Annotated in this window: 17 protein-coding genes; 9 read left to right on the top strand and 8 right to left on the bottom strand. The window is 65.3% G+C overall.

The window, feature by feature from the left end:
• The first annotated feature begins 281 nt into the window (after window positions 1–281).
• The 4 genes from ACTEK7_RS28535 to ACTEK7_RS28520 all read left to right on the top strand — a co-directional run bounded on the left by ACTEK7_RS28535 (window position 282) and on the right by ACTEK7_RS28520 (window position 3,970).
• The gene (locus ACTEK7_RS28535; protein ID WP_225114526.1) at window positions 282–1,205 is read left to right on the top strand and encodes an ABC transporter ATP-binding protein; all 924 of its coding nucleotides are present in this window, start codon (window positions 282–284) and stop codon (window positions 1,203–1,205) included.
• Window positions 1,202–1,963 (top strand): ABC transporter permease, encoded by a 762-nt coding sequence (locus ACTEK7_RS28530; RefSeq protein WP_036006407.1) that lies wholly within the window; start codon window positions 1,202–1,204, stop codon window positions 1,961–1,963. Before ACTEK7_RS28535 ends, ACTEK7_RS28530 begins: the two co-directional genes overlap by 4 nt.
• 163 nt (window positions 1,964–2,126) lie before the next feature.
• Window positions 2,127–2,936 carry a L,D-transpeptidase gene (locus tag ACTEK7_RS28525; protein ID WP_081492937.1) on the top strand — a complete coding sequence of 270 codons (810 nt, stop codon included), beginning with the start codon at window positions 2,127–2,129 and terminating at the stop codon, window positions 2,934–2,936.
• Between the two features lie 38 nt (window positions 2,937–2,974).
• Window positions 2,975–3,970 (top strand): glycerophosphodiester phosphodiesterase, encoded by a 996-nt coding sequence (locus ACTEK7_RS28520; RefSeq protein ID WP_225147829.1) that lies wholly within the window; start codon window positions 2,975–2,977, stop codon window positions 3,968–3,970.
• A gap of 106 nt (window positions 3,971–4,076) precedes the next feature.
• Here the strand turns inward: ACTEK7_RS28520 and ACTEK7_RS28515 are convergent, their stop codons facing one another.
• Window positions 4,077–6,356, bottom strand: a complete 2,280-nt coding sequence (locus ACTEK7_RS28515) for a fused MFS/spermidine synthase (RefSeq protein WP_225147830.1) — start codon at window positions 6,354–6,356, stop codon at window positions 4,077–4,079.
• Window positions 6,357–6,585: 229 nt separating this feature from the next.
• On the opposite strand from ACTEK7_RS28515, the gene ACTEK7_RS28510 reads away from it, so the two are divergent.
• Window positions 6,586–8,196: a phytoene desaturase family protein gene (locus ACTEK7_RS28510; protein WP_225147831.1), complete on the top strand. Its 1,611-nt coding sequence runs from the start codon at window positions 6,586–6,588 to the stop codon at window positions 8,194–8,196.
• A gap of 274 nt (window positions 8,197–8,470) precedes the next feature.
• Here the strand turns inward: ACTEK7_RS28510 and ACTEK7_RS28505 are convergent, their stop codons facing one another.
• The gene (locus ACTEK7_RS28505; protein ID WP_085968950.1) at window positions 8,471–8,626 is read right to left on the bottom strand and encodes a Flp family type IVb pilin; all 156 of its coding nucleotides are present in this window, start codon (window positions 8,624–8,626) and stop codon (window positions 8,471–8,473) included.
• 163 nt (window positions 8,627–8,789) lie between these two features.
• Here ACTEK7_RS28505 and ACTEK7_RS28500 point away from each other — a divergent pair, with 163 nt between their 5' ends.
• Window positions 8,790–9,677: a 50S ribosomal protein L11 methyltransferase gene (locus tag ACTEK7_RS28500; protein WP_225147832.1), complete on the top strand. Its 888-nt coding sequence runs from the start codon at window positions 8,790–8,792 to the stop codon at window positions 9,675–9,677.
• Window positions 9,678–9,716: 39 nt separating this feature from the next.
• On the opposite strand, the gene ACTEK7_RS28495 is transcribed toward ACTEK7_RS28500, so the two are convergent.
• Window positions 9,717–9,896, bottom strand: a complete 180-nt coding sequence (locus tag ACTEK7_RS28495; RefSeq protein ID WP_036037320.1) for a hypothetical protein — start codon at window positions 9,894–9,896, stop codon at window positions 9,717–9,719.
• A gap of 187 nt (window positions 9,897–10,083) precedes the next feature.
• Between ACTEK7_RS28495 and ACTEK7_RS28490 the strand changes: the two genes are divergently transcribed.
• Window positions 10,084–11,913 (top strand): aminopeptidase P family protein, encoded by a 1,830-nt coding sequence (locus ACTEK7_RS28490; RefSeq protein WP_225143113.1) that lies wholly within the window; start codon window positions 10,084–10,086, stop codon window positions 11,911–11,913.
• A 232-nt stretch (window positions 11,914–12,145) separates the two neighbouring features.
• Window positions 12,146–13,420 carry a multidrug effflux MFS transporter gene (locus tag ACTEK7_RS28485; RefSeq protein ID WP_128263068.1) on the top strand — a complete coding sequence of 425 codons (1,275 nt, stop codon included), beginning with the start codon at window positions 12,146–12,148 and terminating at the stop codon, window positions 13,418–13,420.
• A gap of 169 nt (window positions 13,421–13,589) precedes the next feature.
• Here ACTEK7_RS28485 and ppdK read toward each other — a convergent pair whose 3' ends face one another.
• Together ppdK and ACTEK7_RS28475 are read right to left on the bottom strand one after the other, a co-directional pair.
• Window positions 13,590–16,505 carry a pyruvate, phosphate dikinase gene (gene ppdK / locus ACTEK7_RS28480; RefSeq protein WP_036024905.1) on the bottom strand — a complete coding sequence of 972 codons (2,916 nt, stop codon included), beginning with the start codon at window positions 16,503–16,505 and terminating at the stop codon, window positions 13,590–13,592.
• A 96-nt stretch (window positions 16,506–16,601) separates the two neighbouring features.
• Entirely contained in the window at window positions 16,602–16,757 is a 156-nt protein-coding gene (locus ACTEK7_RS28475; RefSeq protein WP_008562090.1) for a DUF3096 domain-containing protein, read from the bottom strand.
• Window positions 16,758–16,980: 223 nt separating this feature from the next.
• Here ACTEK7_RS28475 and ACTEK7_RS28470 point away from each other — a divergent pair, with 223 nt between their 5' ends.
• Window positions 16,981–17,334, top strand: a complete 354-nt coding sequence (locus ACTEK7_RS28470) for a DUF1236 domain-containing protein (protein ID WP_036006381.1) — start codon at window positions 16,981–16,983, stop codon at window positions 17,332–17,334.
• Window positions 17,335–17,609: 275 nt separating this feature from the next.
• Here the strand turns inward: ACTEK7_RS28470 and glyS are convergent, their stop codons facing one another.
• From glyS to ACTEK7_RS28455, 3 genes are all read right to left on the bottom strand, one after another.
• Window positions 17,610–19,709: a glycine--tRNA ligase subunit beta gene (glyS, locus tag ACTEK7_RS28465; RefSeq protein ID WP_225147833.1), complete on the bottom strand. Its 2,100-nt coding sequence runs from the start codon at window positions 19,707–19,709 to the stop codon at window positions 17,610–17,612.
• A complete protein-coding gene (locus ACTEK7_RS28460; RefSeq protein WP_225147834.1) occupies window positions 19,709–20,647 on the bottom strand; it encodes a glycine--tRNA ligase subunit alpha in 939 nt (312 codons plus the stop codon). Before ACTEK7_RS28460 ends, glyS begins: the two co-directional genes overlap by 1 nt.
• A gap of 213 nt (window positions 20,648–20,860) precedes the next feature.
• Window positions 20,861–21,052 carry a hypothetical protein gene (locus ACTEK7_RS28455; RefSeq protein WP_225147835.1) on the bottom strand — a complete coding sequence of 64 codons (192 nt, stop codon included), beginning with the start codon at window positions 21,050–21,052 and terminating at the stop codon, window positions 20,861–20,863.
• Window positions 21,053–21,131: the final 79 nt, after the last annotated feature.

Raw genomic sequence — 21,131 nt, 5'->3', positions numbered from 1 at the left:
CTTTTCCCTGGAGACGATACGCTTCGCGATTGGCCGGAATCGTAGCCACGGCGCGCTCGCAGACGCAACAAAGAGGCGCGTGAGCGCCAATCTTAGCAGCAAGCCGTGACCATCGCGCAACACTTGCCCGGAACCTGCCACTAAAGCGCCTGTTTTGAGACCATTTTTCTCCGGGGAATTGCGGAGGGACAATGGCGTTCCTATTTCAGGGCTCCGCCGACCTGTCCTCCTGGATGGTCCGGCCCCCTCCCCAGCCTTTGCTCCTCAGCCTCGCGGCCATCATGTCTTCCATCATCTCCGTCGCCAATCTGTCGAAGACCTATGGGTCCGGCTTCAAGGCGCTCAAGAACGTCAACCTCGACATCAAGCGCGGCGAGATTTTTGCGCTGCTCGGCCCCAACGGCGCCGGCAAGACCACGCTGATCTCGATCATTTGCGGCATCGCCAATCCGAGCGAGGGCCGGGTCCTGGTCGGCGGCGAGGACATCCAGACCTCCTACCGCAAGGCGCGCTCGCTGATCGGCCTCGTGCCGCAGGAATTGCACACCGACGCCTTCGAAAGCGTGTGGGCGACCGTGAGCTTCTCCCGCGGCCTGTTCGGCAAGCCGAAGAACCCCGATCACATCGAGAAGGTGCTGAAGGCCCTCTCGCTGTGGGACAAGAAGGACAACAAGATCATCACGCTCTCGGGCGGCATGAAGCGCCGCGTGATGATCGCCAAGGCATTGTCGCACGAGCCGCAGATCCTGTTCCTGGACGAGCCGACCGCCGGCGTCGACGTCGAGCTGCGCAAGGGCATGTGGGAGGTGGTGCGCGGGCTTCAGCAATCCGGCGTCACCATCATCCTCACCACGCATTACATCGAGGAAGCCGAGGAGATGGCCGACCGCATCGGCGTCATCAACAAGGGCGAGATCGTGCTGGTCGAGGACAAGACCACCTTGATGCAGAAGCTCGGCAAGAAGCGGCTGACGCTGCACCTGCAGAACAAGGTGACGGCGTTGCCGGAAAGCCTCAGCCATTACGAGCTCGAGCTCTGCGACGGCGGCGCGACGCTGGTGTACGATTACGACACCCAGGGCGAGCGCACCGGCATCACCAGCCTGCTCGGCGACCTCCGCACCGCCGGCATCCGCTTCAACGACCTCGACACGACGCAATCGTCGCTCGAGGACATTTTCGTCGACCTCGTGAGGACGTCATGAACCACCGCGCCATCCGCGCCATCTACCTGTTCGAAATGGCGCGTACCTGGCGGACCCTGCTGCAAAGCATCGTCTCGCCGGTGGTCTCGACCTCGCTCTATTTCGTGGTGTTCGGCGCTGCGATCGGCTCGCGCATCAGCGAGGTCGAGGGCGTCAGCTACGGCACCTTCATCGTGCCGGGCCTGATCATGCTTTCGGTGCTGACGCAGAGCATCGCCAACGCCTCGTTCGGCATCTACTTCCCGAAATTCACCGGCACGATCTACGAGATCCTGTCGGCGCCGATCTCCTATTTTGAGATCGTGCTCGGCTATGTCGGCGCCGCCGCCACCAAGTCGATCATCCTGGGCCTGATCATCCTGGCGACCGCCGGGCTCTTCGTTCCATTGCATATCCAGCATCCGGTCTGGATGCTGGCCTTCCTGGTGCTGACGGCGGTGACGTTCAGCCTGTTCGGCTTCATCATCGGCATCTGGGCCGACGGATTCGAGAAGCTGCAGATGATTCCGATGCTGGTGGTGACGCCGCTCACCTTCCTCGGCGGCAGCTTCTATTCCATCGACATGCTGCCGCCGACATGGCGCACGGTCGCGCTGCTCAACCCGGTCGTCTATCTGATCTCCGGCTTCCGCTGGAGCTTTTACGAGATCGCCGACGTCAGCGTGTCCGTCAGCATCGGCATGACGTTGGCCTTCCTGGTGATCTGCCTGGTCGTGATCTGGTGGATTTTCCGAACCGGATACCGGCTCAAGAACTGACCACGCGGCGCTCGCGAAAATGTCAGCGCCGCCGGCCGGCGCGGCACAAAGCGGCCTTGCTTACGCCTGCCATCACGTTAACGATGGACAGGCTGGCCGCTGGAACCAACGCCGGGCTGCAGGCATAATGCACGCCGGGGGACGGAGAGCCGCGGCGCTAAGCATGAACAGGCCGGAGGCCAGAAGTCAGATGCGTTCGTTTTTTATTGCTCTCACATCCCTGATGCTTTTGAGCGCGGGCACCGCGCAGGCCAAGGTCGAGATCACCGTCGACAAGGACAATCAGCAGATGACCGTCGCCGTCGACGGGGTCGCGCGCTACCGCTGGCCGGTGTCGACCGGCCTCCCCTCGCGCGAGACGCCGAACGGCGCCTTCCGGGCCTTCCGCATGGAAGAGGATCACTACTCCAAGGAATTCGACGACGCGCCGATGCCGCACGCGATCTTCTTCACCAAGGTCGGGCACGCCATCCACGGCACGGACTCGGTCGGCCGGCTCGGCTCGCCGGCATCCCATGGCTGCGTGCGCCTGTCGCGCCAGAATGCCTCGACGCTCTATGCGCTGGTGCAGCAGCAGGGCGTGCTCAACACCACGGTGACGCTGACCGGCTCGGCCCAGGTGGCGCTGGCGCGCAATCCGCGCGGCCGCAACAACACTGCGGTGGCCCGCGCCCCGCAGCCGGCCGAAGACCAATACGCCACCACCGGCGCCCCCGTGGATCTGACCCCGCCGGCGCAGCCCGCGCGGCGCTACATGCCGCAGGACGACAATTACATCTACCCGGCCGACGGCAGCGACACCGGCGCGCGCTATCCGGCGCCGCGCTCGGCCACCCGCCCGCTCTACGACGCGCAGGTCTATCAGCAGCAGCCGCGGCCTTATTACGACCAGGGCTACGGCCAGCAGGGCTATTACTATCAGCCGCAGCCGCGGCAGGTTTATCAGCCGCGCGGCTACTACTATCAGAACTGACCCGGCGACCATCAACCGCCCTTGACCGTCGAGGCACCATGCCATCACGTGCCACGACAATCCCGGTGCTGCTCTCGCTGCTCACTGCCGGACAAGCCATGGGATCTGATTTGGCCTTCGACCTCGAGGCGCATCGCGGCGGGCGGGCGCTGCTGCCGGAAAACACCCTGCCCGCCTTCGCCCATTCGCTGACGATGGGCGTGGACACGCTGGAGCTCGACGTCGGCGTCACCGCCGACGGCGAAGTGATCGTCGCGCATGAGCGCGGGCTCAATCCCGATCTCGCACGGCGGCCCGATGGCGCCTACATAGCTCCGCCCGGCACGCCGTTCGTGAAATTGCGGCTCGACGAGATCAGGACCTATGACGTCGGCCAGATTCGGCCGGACAGTGCCTATGCGAAACAATTTCCGGGCCAGCGTGCAGTCCCGGGGACTCGCATTCCCACCTTGCGCGAGCTGTTCGCGCTGGTGCGCAAGTCCGGCAACAGGCAAGTGCGCTTCAACATCGAGACGAAGATCGATCCGAACCGCCCCGATGAAACGCTTGATCCGCAAGAATTCGTCGCGAAGCTGCTCGGGGTGATCGAGACCGAGGGAGTCTCCGATCGCGTCATGATCCAGTCGTTCGACTGGCGAACCTTGCGTCGCGTCCAGCAGCAGGCGCCGAACATCCCGACCGCGTACCTGACGATCCAGCGCAGCCTGGCTCCGACGGTAGCGCTCGACAAGGCGACAAACTGGACGGCGGGGTTCAACCCGGCCGACCACGCCGGCTCGCTGCCGCGCACGATCAAGGCTGCGGGCGGCGCGATCTGGTCGCCCTATTTCGGCGACGTGACCGCGCCTCTGGTCTCCGAGGCCCACGCGCTCGGACTGCGCGTCGTGGTCTGGACGGTGAACAAGCGTGAAGACATGACGCGCATGATCGAGCTCGGCGTCGACGGCATCATTTCGGACAGGCCGGATCTATTGCGAGAGGTGGCCGGCGCTAAGGGAATTGCGCTGCCGGTGGGGACGCCCGTGGCGCCGTAGTTGCGATGCCTCGTAGCCCGGATGGAGCGCAGCGAAATCCGAGACAGTACCACGCCGGGAGCGCCCCCGGATTGCGCTTCGCTCCATCCGGGCTGCGAAGAGAGCCCTACTCGCCGTCCTTCCAGCGCCGATACAGCGCGCCCAGGATGTTGGAATAATCGTCGGTCCAGACCCGCGCTCTGTCGTCGGCTTCGGTCTGTTCCCATTGCTTGGAGGACGCGAGCCTGCCGATGTCGGCCTCCTCGCGCGCGGAGATGACGACGTCGGTGGAGAAGATGTAGTCACCATCGCGCCCGGAATCCTCGTTGAAGACCCAGCTCTTGAGATCATTGGCGTCCGCGATACCGACGACGACGGTTTCGAGGTCCAGATGCCGGTTGGAGACGTGCATCACCACGGCACCGTGCGGCGCGAGCTTGTCCTTGTAGATCTTCATCGCCTCTTCGGTCGCAAGATGGATCGGGATCGCGTCGGACGAATAGGCGTCGACGATGACGAGATCATAGGCGCCGTCGGGCTCCTTGGCGAAGGTGAGGCGCGCATCGCCGATGACGGGCTTCATGTCGGGCATGCAGCTCGAGATGTAGCGGAAATTCCTCGGGTCGCGCGCCGCGTCGACCATGGACTGATCGATCTCGAAAAAGGTCCAGTCCTCCCCCCGCTCGGCGGCGCAGGCGAGCGTGCCGGAGCCGACGCCGATCGCGGCGACCTTCAGCGGCGCGCCCTTGCGCTCGCGGATCGCGCTGACCGCCTGACCGATGCCGCCGTCCTTGTGGTAATAGGTGATCGGCTCGGGCCGGCCGGCAACAGGCGTGCCGTCATTGTTGCGGAAACGCTCGGCGCCATGAATGGTGGTGCCGTGCATCAGCACGTGGAAATAGCCGCCGGGCGTCACCACGATCTTGTGCACGCCGAAGAAGCTGCGCACGGTCGTGACGCGACCCTCGTCCGCGGGATAGACGCGGATCAACGCCAGCGCCAGCACGACGGTGGCAAAGATCTTCCAGCGCCCGGCATTGAGGATCAGCGCGAGCAGCGCGGCGAGCCCGCCGACGGCGCCGGCGACCCAGACACGATGATCCTCGAACCAGGTCGAGAGGTCACCGGTCGTATATGACGGCGCGATGAGCGCCACCGCGAGCGCGGCGAGCGCCAGCCAGTACCATTTGACGATTGCGGCCAGCCGCTCATTCGCGGACGGACGGCACAGCGCGGCAAGCGCGATCAGGATCGGATATTCGGCGATCCACGAGAAGGTGAAGGGCGCAACCAGCCCCGCGAACAAGCCGCCGACCATGCCGCCGAACGACAACGCGACATAGAAGCCGGTGAGATATTTGGCGGCAGGCCGCGTCCGCGCCAGCTCGCCGTGGCAGGCCATGGCGATGACGAAGAAGCAGAGTTGATGTCCGCCGAGGGTCAGCAGCAGGTTCTGCTCGCCGCCGAAAGCCAGCAGGACGACGACGCCCGCAATCGCGACCGGCTGGAGCATCAGCATCCATTTGTGCGGCAGCAGCGGCCGCGACTGGAACACGACGACCCAGGTCAAGAGGTAAAGCGACAGCGGCAGCACCCACAAAAGCGGCGCCGCCGCGACGTCGGTCGAGATATGCGCGGTGACGGCGATGAGCAGGCCCGATGGCACGGCGGCGAGGAAGATCCAGCGCAGCCGCGTCAAGAGGCCGGGCGCGGGTGCATTCACGTCCTCGGCCCGCGTGTCGGTCAGCGCCAACTTCGGCGAACGCAACAACAGCACGCCGCAGGCGCCGATGAGGAGGATCAGCAGGCCATAGCCACCGGTCCAGAACCGGTTCTGCATCTGCAGCGTGAACATCGGCTCCAGCAGGAACGGATAGGACAACAGCGCGAGGAAGCTGCCGACATTGGAGGAGGCGTAGAGGAAATAGGGATCGTGGCCGGCCGGATGGCCGGTGCGGACGAACCAAGCCTGCAGCAGCGGATTGTTCGCGGCGAGCGCAAAGAACGGCAGCCCGATCGAGACCGCGAACAGGGCGAGCAGCCAGACTGCGTAGCCCGAAGCCGGCGGCTCGCCATAGGCGGAGGCGATGCCGAGCGGCAGCGTGGCGAAGGCGGCGAACAGCAGCACCAGATGTACCGCGACGGGGACGATCCGGTTCCGCGCCTGCATCAGCAGATGCGCATAGGCATAGCCGGCCAGCAGCAGCGACTGGAAGAACACCATGGCCACCGACCACACCGCCGGCGAGCCGCCGAGCCGCGGCAGCACCATCTTGGTGAACAGCGGCTGAACCGAGAACAGCAGCAGCGCGCTGACGAAGATCGCAGCGGTGTAGACCGTCAGCAGCAGCCGGTTGCGCGACGACGACGGCTGCTCCGTGGCGGCGGGTTGCACGATCGAATCCATGAATGCTCCGGCTCAAACCCCGGCGAGCGCCGGATCGCGCGCAATGGAGCACAAGGCGCCTGGACGGGCAATAAAGTGTGGCGTGATGTTGCAGCAAGGAATGCTTGATATAAGAGGGTCGTTCCGGGCGATGCAAAGCATCGAACCCGGAACCTCGAGATTCTCCGGTGCGGAGCCCGCATCATAGTTCGGCTCTGCCGAGTAGCCCCGGAATTATGCCAAGGAAGTCATGACCGATACGGACGTCATCATCATCGGCGCGGGACATAACGGCCTCACCTGCGCGACCTATCTGGCGATGGCGGGCCTGCGCGTGCGCGTGGTCGAGCGGCGCAAGGTGGTCGGCGGTGCCGCGGTGACGGAGGAGTTTCACCCCGGCTTTCGCAATTCTGTCGCCGCCTACACCGTGAGCCTGCTCAATCCGCAGGTGATCCGTGACCTCAAGCTTGCCGAGCAGGGCCTGCGCATCGTCGAGCGGCGTGCGCAGAATTTTCTGCCCGCGCCAGACGGCAGCTATCTCCTCACCGGCGAGGGGCGAACGAAAGCCTCGGTGGCGCGGCTCAGCGCGCATGATGCGGAAGCGCTCGACGGCTTCGCGCGCGAGCTGGAAGACATTGCCGACGTGCTCAGGCGGTTCGTGCTCCGCGCGCCGCCGAACCTGCTCGACGGTTTTGGCACCAACGCGGTCCGCGAGGCCGTGAACGCTTTGCAGAGCGCCAACATTCTGCGCGGCCTGACGCTGGAACAAAGCCGCAGCCTGCTCGATCTGTTCACGCGCTCGGCCGGCGAGATGCTGGACGAACGTTTCGAGCACGATCTGGTCAAGGCGCTGTTCGGCTTCGACGCCATCGTCGGCAATTATGCCAGCCCCTACGCCGCCGGCTCGGCCTATGTGATGCTGCATCACGCGTTCGGGGAGGTGAACGGCAAGAAGGGCGTGTGGGGCCACGCCATCGGCGGCATGGGCGCGATCACGCAGGCGATGGCGCGCGCGGCACGCGACCGTGGCGTCGTGATCGACACGGATGCCGGTGTGCGCGAGGTCATCGTCGAGCGCGACCGCGCCGTCGGAATCGTGCTGGAGAACGGCTCTGCGATCCGCGCGAAATATGTCGCGGCCAATGTCAATCCAAAGCTGCTCTACACGCGCCTGATCGCGGCCGATGCTCTGCCTGCGGACTTCCTCGCCCGCATCCGGCATTGGAAGAACGGCTCCGGCACCTTCCGGATGAATGTGGCGCTGGACCGCCTGCCCTCCTTCACGGCGCTCTCAGGCGAGGGCGATCACCTCACCTCCGGCATCATCCTGGCGCCGAGCCTCGGCTATATGGACCGTGCCTGGCTCGACGCGCGCGCCCAGGGCTGGAGCCGCGAGCCCGTGGTGGAGATGCTGATCCCCTCGACGCTCGACGACACGCTGGCCCCGGCCGGCAAGCATGTCGCGAGCCTGTTCTGTCAGCATGTCGCACCAGGGCTTCCCTATGGAAAGTCGTGGGACGACCATCGCGACGAGGTCGCCGATCTCATGATCGCGACGGTGGATAAATACGCCCCGGGCTTCGCGGCGAGCGTGCTCGGCCGTCAGATCCTGTCTCCGCTCGACCTCGAGCGGCAATTCGGGCTGCTCGGCGGCGACATCTTCCACGGCGCGCTGACATTGAACCAGTTGTTCTCGGCGCGGCCGATGCTGGGCCACGCCGATTATCGCGGGCCGCTGAGAGGCCTCTACCATTGCGGATCCGGCGCCCATCCCGGCGGCGGCGTCACCGGCGCCCCCGGCCATAACGCCGCGCAGGCCATCCTGCGGGATCACCGCGCCCTGTTCGGAAGCCGTGGATAGGGCTGTGGATTGGTTGTGGACAGGCTGTCGAAAGGCCTGTGAGCGGCCAGAGGAGGCCTGGGCGATACGGCCAGGAGCGATCCTGGGGAAAGCCGGTGGGAAATCGGCGGGGCGATCAGGGGAAAAGTGGTGGACAAAGTCCGGACAAGCAGGCGGATAAGCTGTGAAGTCGGGCTGCAAAAACGACCTCGCCCGCCAGGGGAAACCCCTAGCGGGCGGTGATCAGGAACAGCCTTTGAAGAAAATAGCCCCCGCTGGGAAATGGCGGCGGAAATTACTTCAAGGAGGTGCTAATCGAAGTGAACTTCTCGTTCATGGTGGTGCCCAGGCCGTTCACCACGGTAATGATCGCCAGGGCGATACCCGCGGCGATCAGGCCGTATTCGATCGCGGTTGCACCGGACTCATCCGACCAGAACTTCTGAATCATGCGCTTCAAGACTCGCCTCCGTTTCAATTCAAAGCTGCGTGGACTTGCTTGTACATCCGAAAATATACGGGCCACACACTGCAGGCGCGTTAATATGGGAACCTCAACTTGTCCGAAAACTGGGCAGCAAAAGTTCCAAAAATTGAACGCGACGGAACCCTGAATGCAGCCTTCCCCGACCTATCGCGCCAGCTTTTCGACCGGCAGCGAAGCCGACGCCAAGCGCGTCGTCGACGTGCTCACCGAGGTCTTTTTCGACGGCGATGCGGCGGTCGCCGCGTTCGAACGGCCTGACGGACGCTGGGACGTCACGTTGCATTTCGCCGCAGCGCCCGATCAGGCATGGCTGCGCGAACTCGTTGCAACTTCAGCAGGAAATGAGATCGCGGCGACGCTCGTCTTCGACACTGTCGAAGCCAAGGACTGGGTCAAAGCCAGCCTTGAAGATCTCGTCCCGGTGCCGGCCGGCCGCTTCGTCGTGCACGGCAGCCACGATCGCGACCGTGTGGCGCCGAACAAGCTTGCCATCGAGATCGAGGCGGCGCTCGCCTTCGGCACCGGTCACCATGGCACGACGCGCGGCTGTTTACTTCTGCTTGACCATGTCCTGAAGAGCTCCCGCCCAAGGAGCCTGCTCGATCTCGGCACCGGCACGGGCGTGCTGGCGATCGCGGCGGCGAAGGCGCTGCATCGCGCGGTGCTCGCTTCCGACATCGATCCGCCATCGGTCCGGGTGGCCGCCGAGAACGCCACGCTGAACGAAGTTGGCAACCATGTGCGGGTGATCCGCGCGACCGGCTTTGCCGCGCCAGATTTTGCGCGTGCAGGCCCGTTCGACCTGGTGCTCGCCAATATCCTTGCCAATCCGTTGCGGCAATTGGCGAGCCCGATGACGTGGCACCTTGCGCCTGGCGCCCGCGTCATCCTCTCCGGCCTCTTGACGCACCAGGCGCCCGCCGTGATCGCCGCCTACCGCGCCCGCGGCCTCGCGCCGGTGAAGCATCTGCGCATCGAGGGGTGGAGCAGTCTGCTGCTGAGGAAGGTGGGATGAACTAACCGCGTCGCGACGGCGGTGCGCTCCCTCGCCGCGCTACTCGGCCGGCTTCTCGTCGCGGCGTGACGCGCGCTTGCCCCGCAAGGCGCGTTTGGCGCGGCGCTCGGCGAAACGGTCGATCATCTGGCTGATGAGGCCGCGCGGCTTCTTTGTTACTGCCGCTGTCGGAGCGCGGCGCGCCGGCGGCGAAATCTTCTCAAAGGTGAACGCTGGCATTGTGTGTCCCCTCGCCGTTGAGATGAACCACCCGCTCGAATTTCCCTGTTATCCGGACGAAGCGCAACTGCCGCATCCTTTACTCCACTCAATTCGAATGGAACTATTTCAAGCACAGTCCATGCCAGATGCGACGCAAATGCGTCTACATTGCGGACTGATCTCCATGATCCTAAAGTGATCCACCATGTTCGAAGCGCACTTCCAGACATTCGAGGAGCCGGAGGCCGGCGTCGCGTTGGCGGCACGACTGGCCGCACTTCGCGAAGAACTTGCCCGTCGCAAGTTGACCGGCTTCGTCGTGCCACGTGCCGATCAGCAGCAGAACGAATATGTGCCGCCATCGGAAGAGCGGCTCGCCTGGCTGACCGGCTTTACCGGCTCGGCGGGACTAGCAGTGGTTCTGCCGCAGGAGGCTGCGCTGTTCGTCGACGGCCGCTACACGCTGCAGGCGGCCAAGCAGGTCGATGCCAAGGCATGGGTAGTGGAATCGCTGATCGACCCGCCGCCGGAGAGCTGGGTGGCGGCGCATCTGAAAGCCGGCGACCGCCTCGGATTTGATCCGTGGCTGCACACTTTTTCGGCAGCCGAGCGATTGTCCGCCGCCTGCACCAAGGCCGGGGCCGAGCTGGTCGCGGTCGACAGCAATCCGATCGACGCGATCTGGCAGGACCGGCCGCAGCCGCCGATCGCCCCCGTCGCGGTGCACAGCCTTCAGCACGCCGGTATCACTGAAGCGGAGAAGCTGACCCAGATCAGGGCCGAGATCGCCAAGCTCGGCACCGATGCCTTGGTGCTGTCGGACAGTCACGCGGTGGCCTGGACCTTCAACATCCGCGGCGCCGACGTCGCCCATACGCCGCTGCCACTGTCCTACGCGCTGGTGCCGAAGGACGGCCGTCCCACCATCTTCATCGACCACCGGAAGCTCTCCAACCTCACACGCGACCATCTCGAGCAGTCCGCTGACGTGCGCGAACCGGACGCCATGGCGCCGACGCTGATGGCGCTGGCCAAGAGCGGTGCGGCCATTGCGCTCGACAATGCCACAGCGGCCGACGCACTCAGCCGCCTGATCAGCGGGGCCGGCGGCAAGCCGGTGCGCGGCAGCGATCCGGTTGCACTGCTCAAGGCGGTCAAGAACGCGACCGAGATCAAGGGCACCAAGACGGCTCATTTGCGCGACGCCGTGGCGCTGGCGCGCTTCCTCGCATGGATCGATCGCGAGGCGCCAAGCGGCAAGCTCACCGAGATCGACGCGGTCGAGGCGCTGGAAACCTTCCGCCGCGACACCGGCGCGCTCAGGGACGTCTCGTTCCCGACCATCTCCGGCACCGGCCCGAACGGCGCCATCGTGCATTACCGCGTCACCCGCAAGAGCAACCGGCGGATCGCGCCCGGCGATCTCCTGCTGATCGATTCCGGCGCGCAATATGAAGACGGCACCACCGACGTCACGCGCACCATGGCGGTCGGCGAGCCGACGGATGAGATGCGCGACCGCTTCACCCGCGTGCTGCGCGGCCACATCGCGATCGCGCGCGCCGTCTTTCCGGACGGCACCACGGGCGCGCAACTCGACACGCTGGCGCGGCAATATCTCTGGGCCGTCGGGCTCGATTTCGAGCACGGCACCGGCCACGGCGTCGGCAGCTATCTCTCGGTGCACGAAGGACCGGCACGAATTTCGAAGCTCGGCACCACGCCGTTGAAGCGCGGCATGATCCTGTCGAACGAGCCCGGCTACTACAAGACCGATGGCTTCGGCATTCGCATCGAGAATCTCGAGCTGGTCGTCGCCGCCGACATCAAGGGTGCCGAGAAGCCGATGAACGCGTTCGAGACGCTGACCCTGGCGCCGATCGACCGCCGTCTGATCGATGTCGCGATGCTGAGCCGCGACGAGCTCGATTGGCTGAACGCGTACCATGCGCGCGTCAGGGACGACGTGCGGCCGGCGCTGGACGAGGCGACGAAGACCTGGCTCGATCAGGCCACGGCGGAGCTGAAGCTCTAACTCCGTCATAAGACTGCCTGCGTAGGGTGGGCAAAGCATCCGCTGCCGCTCGAAGAGCGGAGGCGGATGCGTGCCCACCATCCATCTCCGGGTGACGGCAGCAATGGTGGGCACGCCGCGCAAAGAGCGCGTCTTTGCCCACCCTACAGGCCCAGCGCCTTGACGCCTCGCGCATAGCCGTATGCCGAAATGAGCGTATTCGCTCGCAACGCGATGCGGCTAGTGTCCGGCGATGCACGGCATCATCAGCAAGCCGCCCGAAGCGGCCGGCAACCTCGCGACCTCGCGTCTGGTGTTGCTGCTGCTGGTGGTGATGACCGGGGTCGCACCGATCTCGCTCTACATCCTGGTTCCGGCGCTGCCGGTGCTGGCGACGGATTTCGGCAGCGACATCTCGATCGCGCAGATGACGGTGTCGCTCTACATGGTCGGCATCGCGCTGTCGCAGCTGATCATGGGCCCGCTGTCGGACCGGTTCGGGCGGCGTCCGGTGCTGCTCGGAGGACTTGCACTGATGGTGGCGGCCAGCGTCGCCTGCATTTTCGCCGAGACCCTGCCGCAATTGATCGCCGCACGCTTCTTCCAGGCGCTCGGCGGCGCATCCGGCATGGTGATCAGCCGGGCCATCATCCGCGACATCTACGAGCGCGACCGCGTCGCCTCGATGATCAGCCTCGTGGTCGCGGCGCTGATGATCGGGCAGATGGTCTCGCCGCTCACCGGCGGCCTGATCGAGACCGCGTTGGGATGGCGCGCGATCTTTTATGCCATCACCATCGCCGCCATCGTCGTTGCCGTCGGGATCGCCTTGGCGCTGCCTGAGACCCGCCGCAGCCGCGCCGCCGGCAGCGGATTCCGCGGCGATATCGGCATGCTCATCCGCAACCGCGCCTTCGTCGGCTATGTGATGTGCCAGGTGCTGGCGTCCCAGATCATCTTCACCTTCGCCGGCGGCGGGCCCTACATCGTGGTGACGCAGATGGGCCGCAGCAGCGCCGAATACGGCGCCTGGTTCGCAACGACGGGCTTTGCGTTTCTGGTCGGCAACCTGCTCTGCGTGCGCTTTGCGCCGCGCCACTCGCTGGAGAAGCTGATCTGGTTCGGGCTCGCCCTGCAACTCTGCGGCAGCCTTGCGAACCTAATCTGGAGCTTCGTCGGCTGGAACGAGGCGCCCGCCTGGCTGTTCGGCACCCATATGATCGTGATGGCCGGCAATGCCTTCGTGATGGCGAATTCCGCCGCCGGCGCCATCAGCATCCGTCCCGAAGCGGCCGGCACCGCCTCGGGCGCGATGGGCTTCCTGCAGCAAGGCGTTGGCGCGCTGATGTCGCAGTTCGGCGCCTATCTCGGCGGCCACTCCGCAACGACGCTGCCGCTGACCTCAGCGGTCCTCGCGATCTCGATCCTTTGCGCCTGCGTGATGATGTTCGTCGTGCCCCGCCGCGAGGCGGTAGCGAGCGAGGCGCTGATCGGGCAGGCCGAGGAGGACGAGACGGGGATGATGTGAGGGGCGCCGAGTAGAGTCCCTCTGCGGAACGCTTCTGGATTGCTTTGTGGAGCCTGTCATCGGGCCGCGCTTTGCCCGGTGGCTCGCAATGACGACGCGGAGAGAGCAGTGCCAAAAATGAGAGGCGGGGCTGGGCCCCGCCTCTCTCAATTCAAGTCTGTGTTTCGGCTTACGCCTGGCTCGCGATCGCCTTGCCGAGCGCGGCCTGCGCCGCTGCAAGCCGCGCGATCGGCACGCGGTAGGGCGAGCAGGAGACGTAGTCGAGACCGATATGGTGGCAGAAGGCGACGGAGGCGGGATCGCCGCCGTGCTCGCCGCAGATGCCGACCTTGAGCGAAGTGCGGGTCTTGCGGCCGCGGGCGACGCCGATCTTGACCAGCTCGCCGACGCCTTCCTGATCGAGCGAGATGAAGGGATCGACCGTGAGGATGCCCTTCGCCACATAGGGACCGAGGAAGCTCGCCGCGTCGTCGCGGCTGATGCCGTAGGTCGTCTGCGTCAGGTCGTTGGTGCCGAACGAGAAGAACTCGGCCGACTGCGCGATCTCGCCCGCGAGCAGGCAAGCGCGCGGCAGCTCGATCATGGTGCCGACCTGATAGGCCAGCTTGGTGTTGGTCTCGCGCATCACGGCCTGTGCGGTGGCATCGATCCGTGCCTTGACCAGGTCGAGCTCGGCCTTGGTCGCGATCAGCGGCACCATCACCTCGAGGCCGACGGCCTTGCCGGTGCGCTTCTGCGCCTCGACCGCCGCCTCGAAGATCGCGCGGGCCTGCATCTCGGCGATCTCGGGATAGGCGATGGCGATGCGGCAGCCGCGGAAGCCGAGCATCGGGTTGAACTCCGAGAGCTCCCGGGCGCGGTCGGCGAGGCGCCGCGGGTCGGTGTTCATGGCGCGTGCCACTTCCTCGACCTCGGCATGGGTGTGCGGCAGGAATTCATGAAGGGGAGGATCCAGAAGCCGGATCGTGACGGGCAGGCCCTTCATGATCTCGAACAGCTCGACGAAGTCGGCGCGCTGCATCGGCAGCAGTTTTGCCAGCGCGGCGCGGCGCGACTGCTCGTCCTCGGAGAGGATCATCTCGCGCACCGTGCGGATGCGCGTCTCCTCGAAGAACATGTGCTCGGTGCGGCAGAGACCGATCCCTTCCGCGCCGAACTTGATCGCCGTGCGCGCGTCGTCAGGCGTGTCGCCGTTGACCCGGACGCCGATCTTGCGGACCTGGTCGGCCCAATTCATCAGCGTGCCGAACTCGCCGGACAGCTCCGGCTCGATCATCGGCATGCGGCCGGCGAGCACCTGGCCGAGCGAGCCGTCGATGGTGATGACATCACCGGTCTTGAAGGTGCGCGAGCCGATGCTCATGGTGCCGCGGCCGTAATCGACGCGGATTGTGCCGCAGCCGGAGACGCAGGGCTTGCCCATGCCGCGCGCGACCACCGCCGCGTGCGAGGTCATGCCGCCGCGCGTGGTCAGGATGCCTTCGGCGGCGTGCATGCCGTGGATGTCTTCCGGGCTGGTCTCGATGCGGACCAAAATCACCTTGCGTCCGTCGCCCTGAAGCTTGGCCGCCTCGTCCGAGGAGAACACGATCTCGCCGGAGGCCGCACCCGGCGAAGCCGGCAGGCCGGTTGCGATCACGTCGCGCTTGGCGTTGGGATCGATGGTCGGATGCAGGAGCTGGTCGAGCGAGGCCGGATCGATCCGCGTCACCGCTTCCTTCTTCGAGATCAGGCCCTCATTGGCGAGCTCGACCGCGATACGCAGCGCGGCCTTGGCGGTGCGCTTGCCGCCGCGGGTCTGGAGCATCCAGAGCTTGCCCTGCTCGACGGTGAACTCCATGTCCTGCATGTCGCGGTAGTGCTTCTCGAGCAGCGTGTAGATCCGCGTCAGCTCCTTGAAGGCTTCCGGCATCGCCGCTTCCATCGACGCCTTGTCGGAGCCCGACTCCTTGCGCGCCTCCTCGGTGATGTCCTGCGGCGTGCGGATGCCCGCGACCACGTCCTCGCCTTGTGCGTTGATCAGGAACTCGCCGTAGAGCTTGCTCTCGCCGGTCGAGGGGTTGCGGGTGAAGGCAACGCCCGTGGCCGAGGTCTCGCCCATGTTGCCGAACACCATGGCCTGCACGTTGACCGCGGTGCCCCAGGATTCCGGAATGTCGTGCAGCTTGCGGTAGGTCACCGCGCGCGCGTTCATCCAGGATGAGAACACCGCGCCGATCGCGCCCCAGAGCTGGTCGTGCGGATCCTGCGGGAATTCCTTGCCGGTCTCGCGTGCGACCGCGTCCTTGTACTTGCCGACCAGTTCGACCCAGTCCTCGGCGGACAGATCGGTGTCGAGCGTGTAGCCCTGGCTGTCCTTGAAGGTGTCGAGGATCTCCTCGAAGTGATGATGCTCGAAGCCGAGCACCACGTCGGAATACATCGTGATGAAGCGGCGATAGCTGTCATAGGCGAAACGGCGGTCGCCCGACAGCTCGGCCAGCGCTTCCACGGTCTGGTCGTTGAGGCCGAGATTGAGCACGGTGTCCATCATGCCCGGCATCGAGGCGCGCGCGCCGGAGCGCACCGAGACGAGCAGCGGGTTCCTGGTGTCGCCGAACACCTTGCCGGTCAACTTGCCGACATAGTCGAGCGCCTTCTCAACCTGCGGCTTCAGTTCCTTCGGGTAGGTCTTGTCGTGCTCGTAGAAATAGGTGCAGACCGAGGTCGGGATGGTGAAGCCCGGAGGCACCGGCAGGCCGAGATTGGCCATCTCAGCGAGGTTGGCGCCCTTGCCGCCGAGCAGGTCGCGCATTTCCGTCCGGCCCTCGGCCTTGCCGTCACCGAACGTGTAGACCCATTTGCCGGCCTTCGCCGCTGCCGGCGCCGCCTTGGCAGGCACAACCTTCTTCGGCGCAGGCTTCGCGGCAACCTTCGGCGAAGCCGCCTTGGTCATTGCCTTTGCCACCGGCTTTGCAGTGGGTTTGGCGACCGGCTTCGGCGCGCTCTTGGCCAGCGCCTTGCGGGCCGCCGGCGCGGCCTTCGCCTTGGCGGAGGGCTTTGATTTCGCTGCAGTTTTAGAAGGCTTCGAGGCGGCTTTGGCCATAGCTTGCACACAACCTGCGAGAGGAATGGGAAATCGCGGGCCTTACACCACTTTGGGCGGGCCCGCGCAAGACGGACAGTTCCGAAAAGTGAACGCCTAGAAGCGGAGCCACTTCAGGAGCCCGAGCCCGATCGCGCCGTTGACGATGAGGAAGATCGCGACGATGAGGTTGAGAAGCCGCGGCATGATCAGGATGAGCACGCCCGCAATCAACGACAGGATCGGCGAAATGTGGGCGACGGTGATGTGCATGAACTATCTTTCTGTGAGGTGAGGCGAATCGCGCGCGGATCATAACCGGATGGGTTCCGGGAGTAGAGATGCGCAAGGGCTACTGCGAGTTCCGGCCTCACGAAAACTGCCCGAAATTGCCGCGAATGCGGCATGCCTTTTCCCGGAACATTGGCTTGAGGCACGCATTGGCAACCGGTCGCGCCGCTCGCGCGCCCGCAGAATCACGTCGAAGGAGTTGTCCATGCGGAACAGGATTTTTGCTCTCGCAGCGCTCGCGGCCGCAACCGGCGCGCCCCTTGCGGCGCAGGCGCAAAGCGATGTCACGATTGGACGCGCGCCCGCCATGGTCGACGGCGCGCCGACGATTGCCGTCGAACAACGGCCCGCCTTCCGCGAATATGTCGTTGAACAACGTGTGCCGCCCTTCCGCATTCCGGATCGCGTGGTGGTCGGCACCACCTTACCCGAGGCAGGCGTCACCTATTATGACGTGCCGCAACGTTTCGGCGCCACGACCTATCGCTACACCGTCGTGAACGGCGAAACCGTGCTGGTCGAGCCGCGCTCGCGCCGCATCGTCGAGGTGCTGGACTAAAGACGCAGCCGCTCCATTCGATGTCCGGCGCGTCACATCAGGCTGGCGCGAGCAGTGTTAAATCGGACATCAGGCCCCGCCCGGTCCTCCCCCCGCCGGGCGGGGCTTCTTTGGGCAAGCCACATCAGCAGCCGTCATTCCGGGACACGCCGGAGGCGTGGGCTATGGTGCGCAATTGCGCACCTGAGAATCCATACTCACGATCGTGGTTATGGATTCCGGGCTCGCGCCACGCGCGCCCCGGAATGACAGCGGTGTTTGCCGCAAACCGCGCCTCAATCCTGGATCTTCGAGAAGTCCGCCACCGCGCGCGTGGCGCTGCGGATCTCGTTGAGGAGCTTCAGGCGGTTCTCGCGCACCTTGGGATCGTCGTCATTGACGCGCACCTTGTCGAAGAAGGCATCGACCGGCGGACGCAGCTTTGCCATCGCGCTCATCGCGGCGGCGAAGTCTTCCTTGGCCACCGCAGCGCTGGCTTCCGCCTTCACCTCACCGATCGCCTTGGCCAGCGCCTTCTCCTCAGCGAGGCTGTAGAGCGCAGCATCCGGCGCGCCGTCGAAGCTGCGCTTGTCCTTCTTCTCCTCGATGCTGAGGATGTTGCTGGCGCGCTTGGTGCCGGCGAGCAGGTTCTTGCCGTCGTCAGAGTCGAGGAATTTTCCGAGCGCCTCGACGCGGCGGACGATCATCAGGAGATCGTCCTGGCCGCCGAGCGCGAACACGGCATCGACGAGATCGTGGCGCGCGCCCTGCTCGCGGAGTTGGACCTTGAGGCGATCGGCGAAGAAGGCGAGCAGATCGCTCGGAAGCTTCGAGGCATCGGCCGGCTTCACCGACAAGCCGGCGAGCGCTGATCCCGCCACCTTTATGAGCGACAGACGCAGCGCGTTCTCGGCGATCAGCCTGATCACGCCCAGCGCCGCACGACGCAGCGCATAGGGGTCCTTGCTGCCCGTCGGCTTCTCGTCGATCGCCCAGAACCCAACCAGGGTATCGATCTTGTCCGCGAGCGCCACCACGACGCTGACCGGATCGGTCGGAACGCGATCAGCAGGCCCTTGCGGCTTGTAGTGCTCCTCGCAGGCCGCGGCGACGGAGGCGTCTTCGCCCTGAGCCAGCGCATAGTATTTGCCCATCAGACCCTGCACTTCCGGGAATTCGCCGACGACTTCCGTCAGCAGATCTGCCTTTGCCAGATGCGCCGCGCGCGTCGCCTTGGCGACATCGGCGCCGACCAGCGGCGCGATCTCGGCGGCCAGGCGCTCGATGCGCATGATGCGTTCCGCCTGCGTCCCGAGCTTCTCGTGAAACACGATCTGATCGAACTTCGGCAGCCGGCCCTCGAGCTTCATCTTCAGGTCCGTCTCGTAGAAGAACTTCGCATCCGACAGCCGGGCGCGAATGACGCGCTCGTTGCCGGCGATGATGGTCGCACCACCATCGGTCGCCTCGATATTGGCGACCAGGATGAACTTGCTCGCGAGCTTGCCCGTCTTGGGGTCGCGCACCACGAAACACTTCTGGTTGTTGCGGATGGTGGCGCGGATGACTTCGTCGGGAGTCTTCAAGAATTCCGGCTCGAACGAGCCCATCAGCACGACCGGCCATTCGACGAGGCCGGCGACCTCGTCGAGCAGGTTCTGGTCCTCGACCAGCTCAAAACCTTGCGCGAAGGCCAGCTGCTTGGCGTCGGTGAGGATGGCGTCCTTGCGGCGCTCGGGGTCGAGCACGACTTTTGCTGCAAGAAGCTTAGCCTCGTAGTCCTCGAAGCGGCGCACGGAGATCGGCGCCGGCGCAAGGAAGCGATGACCGTAAGTGGTCTGGCCGCTCTCGATGCCGTCGACCTCGAACGTCACGACATCGGGCTCTTCGGTCTCGGGTCCGAAGGTCGCGGTGATCGCGTGCAGCGGACGCACCCAGTTCAGCGACCCCGGCTTGCCGGAACGCGCGCCCCAGCGCATCGATTTCGGCCAGGGGAAGGTGCGGATGATGACAGGCAGGATCTCGGCGAGCACGTCGATCGCGTCGCGGCCGGGCTTCTCGATCAAGCCGATGTAGAAATCACCCTTGGGGTCGCGCTGGATTTTGGCTTCGTCCAACGACTTCAAACCGGTTGCCTTGAGGAAGCCCTGCACGGCCGCATCGGGCGCGCCGACCTTCGGGCCGCGACGCTCGGTCTTCAGATCAGGCTGGCGCGCTGGGATGCCGTGCACGGTGAGCGCAAGGCGGCGCGGTGTCGCGAACGCCTTTGCGCCCTCATAGACTAGGCCTTCGGCAACCAGCTTGTCGGTGACCATGCGGCGCAGATCGTCCGCCGCCTTCGCCTGCATGCGCGCGGGAATTTCTTCGGAAAACAGTTCAAGCAAAAGATCGGGCATCAGGCCGCTCCGCCCGCTTCAGTGTGGATCGAGGCCTCGCCACAAGCTTTTGCGAGCTCGCGCACGCGCAGAATGTAGCTCTGCCGTTCGGTCACGGAGATCACGCCGCGGGCATCGAGCAGGTTGAAGACGTGGCTCGCCTTGATGCACTGGTCGTAGGCAGGCAGCGCCATCAGATGCTGTTTCCGGTTGCCGCCGTCGCGCCAGCCGGCGTCGAGATATTTTTTGCAGGCAGCTTCCGCCATCTTGAACTGCTCGAACAGCATCGCGGTGTCGGCATATTCGAAATTGTGCCGCGAATATTCCTGCTCGGCCTGCAGGAACACGTCGCCATAGGTGACCTTCTGGTCACCGTCGCGTCCATTGAAATTGAGGTCGTAGACGCGGTCGACGCCCTGCACATACATCGCGAGGCGCTCGAGCCCGTAGGTGAGCTCGCCCGCGACCGGGGCGCATTCGAAGCCGGCGACCTGCTGAAAGTAAGTGAACTGGCTGACCTCCATGCCGTCGCACCAGCACTCCCAACCGAGGCCCCAGGCGCCCAGCGTCGGACTCTCCCAATCGTCCTCGACGAAGCGGATGTCGTGCACGGCGGAATCGATGCCGATCGCGGCGAGCGACTTCAGGTACAGCTCCTGAAGGTTCGGCGGCGACGGCTTCATGATCACCTGGAACTGGTAATAGTGCTGCATCCGGTTCGGGTTCTCGCCGTAACGGCCGTCCTTGGGCCGGCGCGAGGGCTGCACATAGGCCGCGTTCCACGGCTTTGGCCCAAGCGCGCGGAGCGTGGTCGCCGGATGGAAGGTGCCCGCGCCCATTTCCATGTCGTAGGGCTGCAGGATCACGCAGCCCTGCTCGGCCCAGAACCGCTGGAGCGCGAGGATGAAGCCCTGGAACGAGCGTTCCGGGCGCATATGGGCGGGCAATGAGGCGTCCATCGTCAGATCGGGCTCTCGCGGGGGGTTTTGAATCGCGCGGGACCGTATCGACGGCGGGGATGGGAATCAAGGCGAAGGGGTTGGATTCGGGCGTCATTCCGGGGCGCCCGCAGGGCGAGCCCGGAGTCCATTGCGCCGCTCACTCCGTGGTTCGGATGGATTCCGGGCTCTCGCTTCGCGAGCCCCGGAATGACGAACGCGTGGAGGTGTGCCCTACCCCGGCCGGTAAGCTCCGGTCACGGGGTCACGCTTCAGCGTCTGGATATCCCCCATACGGGCGGCCTCGGCGACGCGCGACAGGCGCATCTTCTCAAGCTCCTGGTTGATTCGGATGGCGGTCTTGTAGGCCCAGCGGACCACGGCAAGCCCGCCCAGGACGCCCGCGAAAGCGACGAACGGCGGCATCGGTCGATCCTCGTCTCATGCTCAGCCCCCACACGCATTGTTGCGCAGATGGACCTGCGCCGCAATTGGCGCCGCCCGG

This window comes from Bradyrhizobium sp. JHI2711 (assembly GCF_056156565.1).
This window is presented reverse-complemented; position numbering and strand designations above follow the sequence as displayed.

Excerpts from the sequence above, each read along its gene's own strand:
- ACTEK7_RS28535 (WP_225114526.1), top strand. The coding sequence starts at position 282 with ATGTCTTCCATCATCTCCGTCGCCAATCTGTCGAAGACCTATGGGTCC.
- ACTEK7_RS28530 (WP_036006407.1), top strand. The coding sequence starts at position 1,202 with ATGAACCACCGCGCCATCCGCGCCATCTACCTGTTCGAAATGGCGCGT.
- ACTEK7_RS28525 (WP_081492937.1), top strand. The coding sequence starts at position 2,127 with ATGAACAGGCCGGAGGCCAGAAGTCAGATGCGTTCGTTTTTTATTGCT.
- ACTEK7_RS28520 (WP_225147829.1), top strand. The coding sequence starts at position 2,975 with ATGCCATCACGTGCCACGACAATCCCGGTGCTGCTCTCGCTGCTCACT.
- ACTEK7_RS28515 (WP_225147830.1), bottom strand. The coding sequence starts at position 6,356 with ATGGATTCGATCGTGCAACCCGCCGCCACGGAGCAGCCGTCGTCGTCG.
- ACTEK7_RS28510 (WP_225147831.1), top strand. The coding sequence starts at position 6,586 with ATGACCGATACGGACGTCATCATCATCGGCGCGGGACATAACGGCCTC.
- ACTEK7_RS28505 (WP_085968950.1), bottom strand. The coding sequence starts at position 8,626 with ATGATTCAGAAGTTCTGGTCGGATGAGTCCGGTGCAACCGCGATCGAA.
- ACTEK7_RS28500 (WP_225147832.1), top strand. The coding sequence starts at position 8,790 with ATGCAGCCTTCCCCGACCTATCGCGCCAGCTTTTCGACCGGCAGCGAA.
- ACTEK7_RS28495 (WP_036037320.1), bottom strand. The coding sequence starts at position 9,896 with ATGCCAGCGTTCACCTTTGAGAAGATTTCGCCGCCGGCGCGCCGCGCT.
- ACTEK7_RS28490 (WP_225143113.1), top strand. The coding sequence starts at position 10,084 with ATGTTCGAAGCGCACTTCCAGACATTCGAGGAGCCGGAGGCCGGCGTC.
- ACTEK7_RS28485 (WP_128263068.1), top strand. The coding sequence starts at position 12,146 with ATGCACGGCATCATCAGCAAGCCGCCCGAAGCGGCCGGCAACCTCGCG.
- ppdK (WP_036024905.1), bottom strand. The coding sequence starts at position 16,505 with ATGGCCAAAGCCGCCTCGAAGCCTTCTAAAACTGCAGCGAAATCAAAG.
- ACTEK7_RS28475 (WP_008562090.1), bottom strand. The coding sequence starts at position 16,757 with ATGCACATCACCGTCGCCCACATTTCGCCGATCCTGTCGTTGATTGCG.
- ACTEK7_RS28470 (WP_036006381.1), top strand. The coding sequence starts at position 16,981 with ATGCGGAACAGGATTTTTGCTCTCGCAGCGCTCGCGGCCGCAACCGGC.
- glyS (WP_225147833.1), bottom strand. The coding sequence starts at position 19,709 with ATGCCCGATCTTTTGCTTGAACTGTTTTCCGAAGAAATTCCCGCGCGC.
- ACTEK7_RS28460 (WP_225147834.1), bottom strand. The coding sequence starts at position 20,647 with ATGGACGCCTCATTGCCCGCCCATATGCGCCCGGAACGCTCGTTCCAG.
- ACTEK7_RS28455 (WP_225147835.1), bottom strand. The coding sequence starts at position 21,052 with ATGCCGCCGTTCGTCGCTTTCGCGGGCGTCCTGGGCGGGCTTGCCGTG.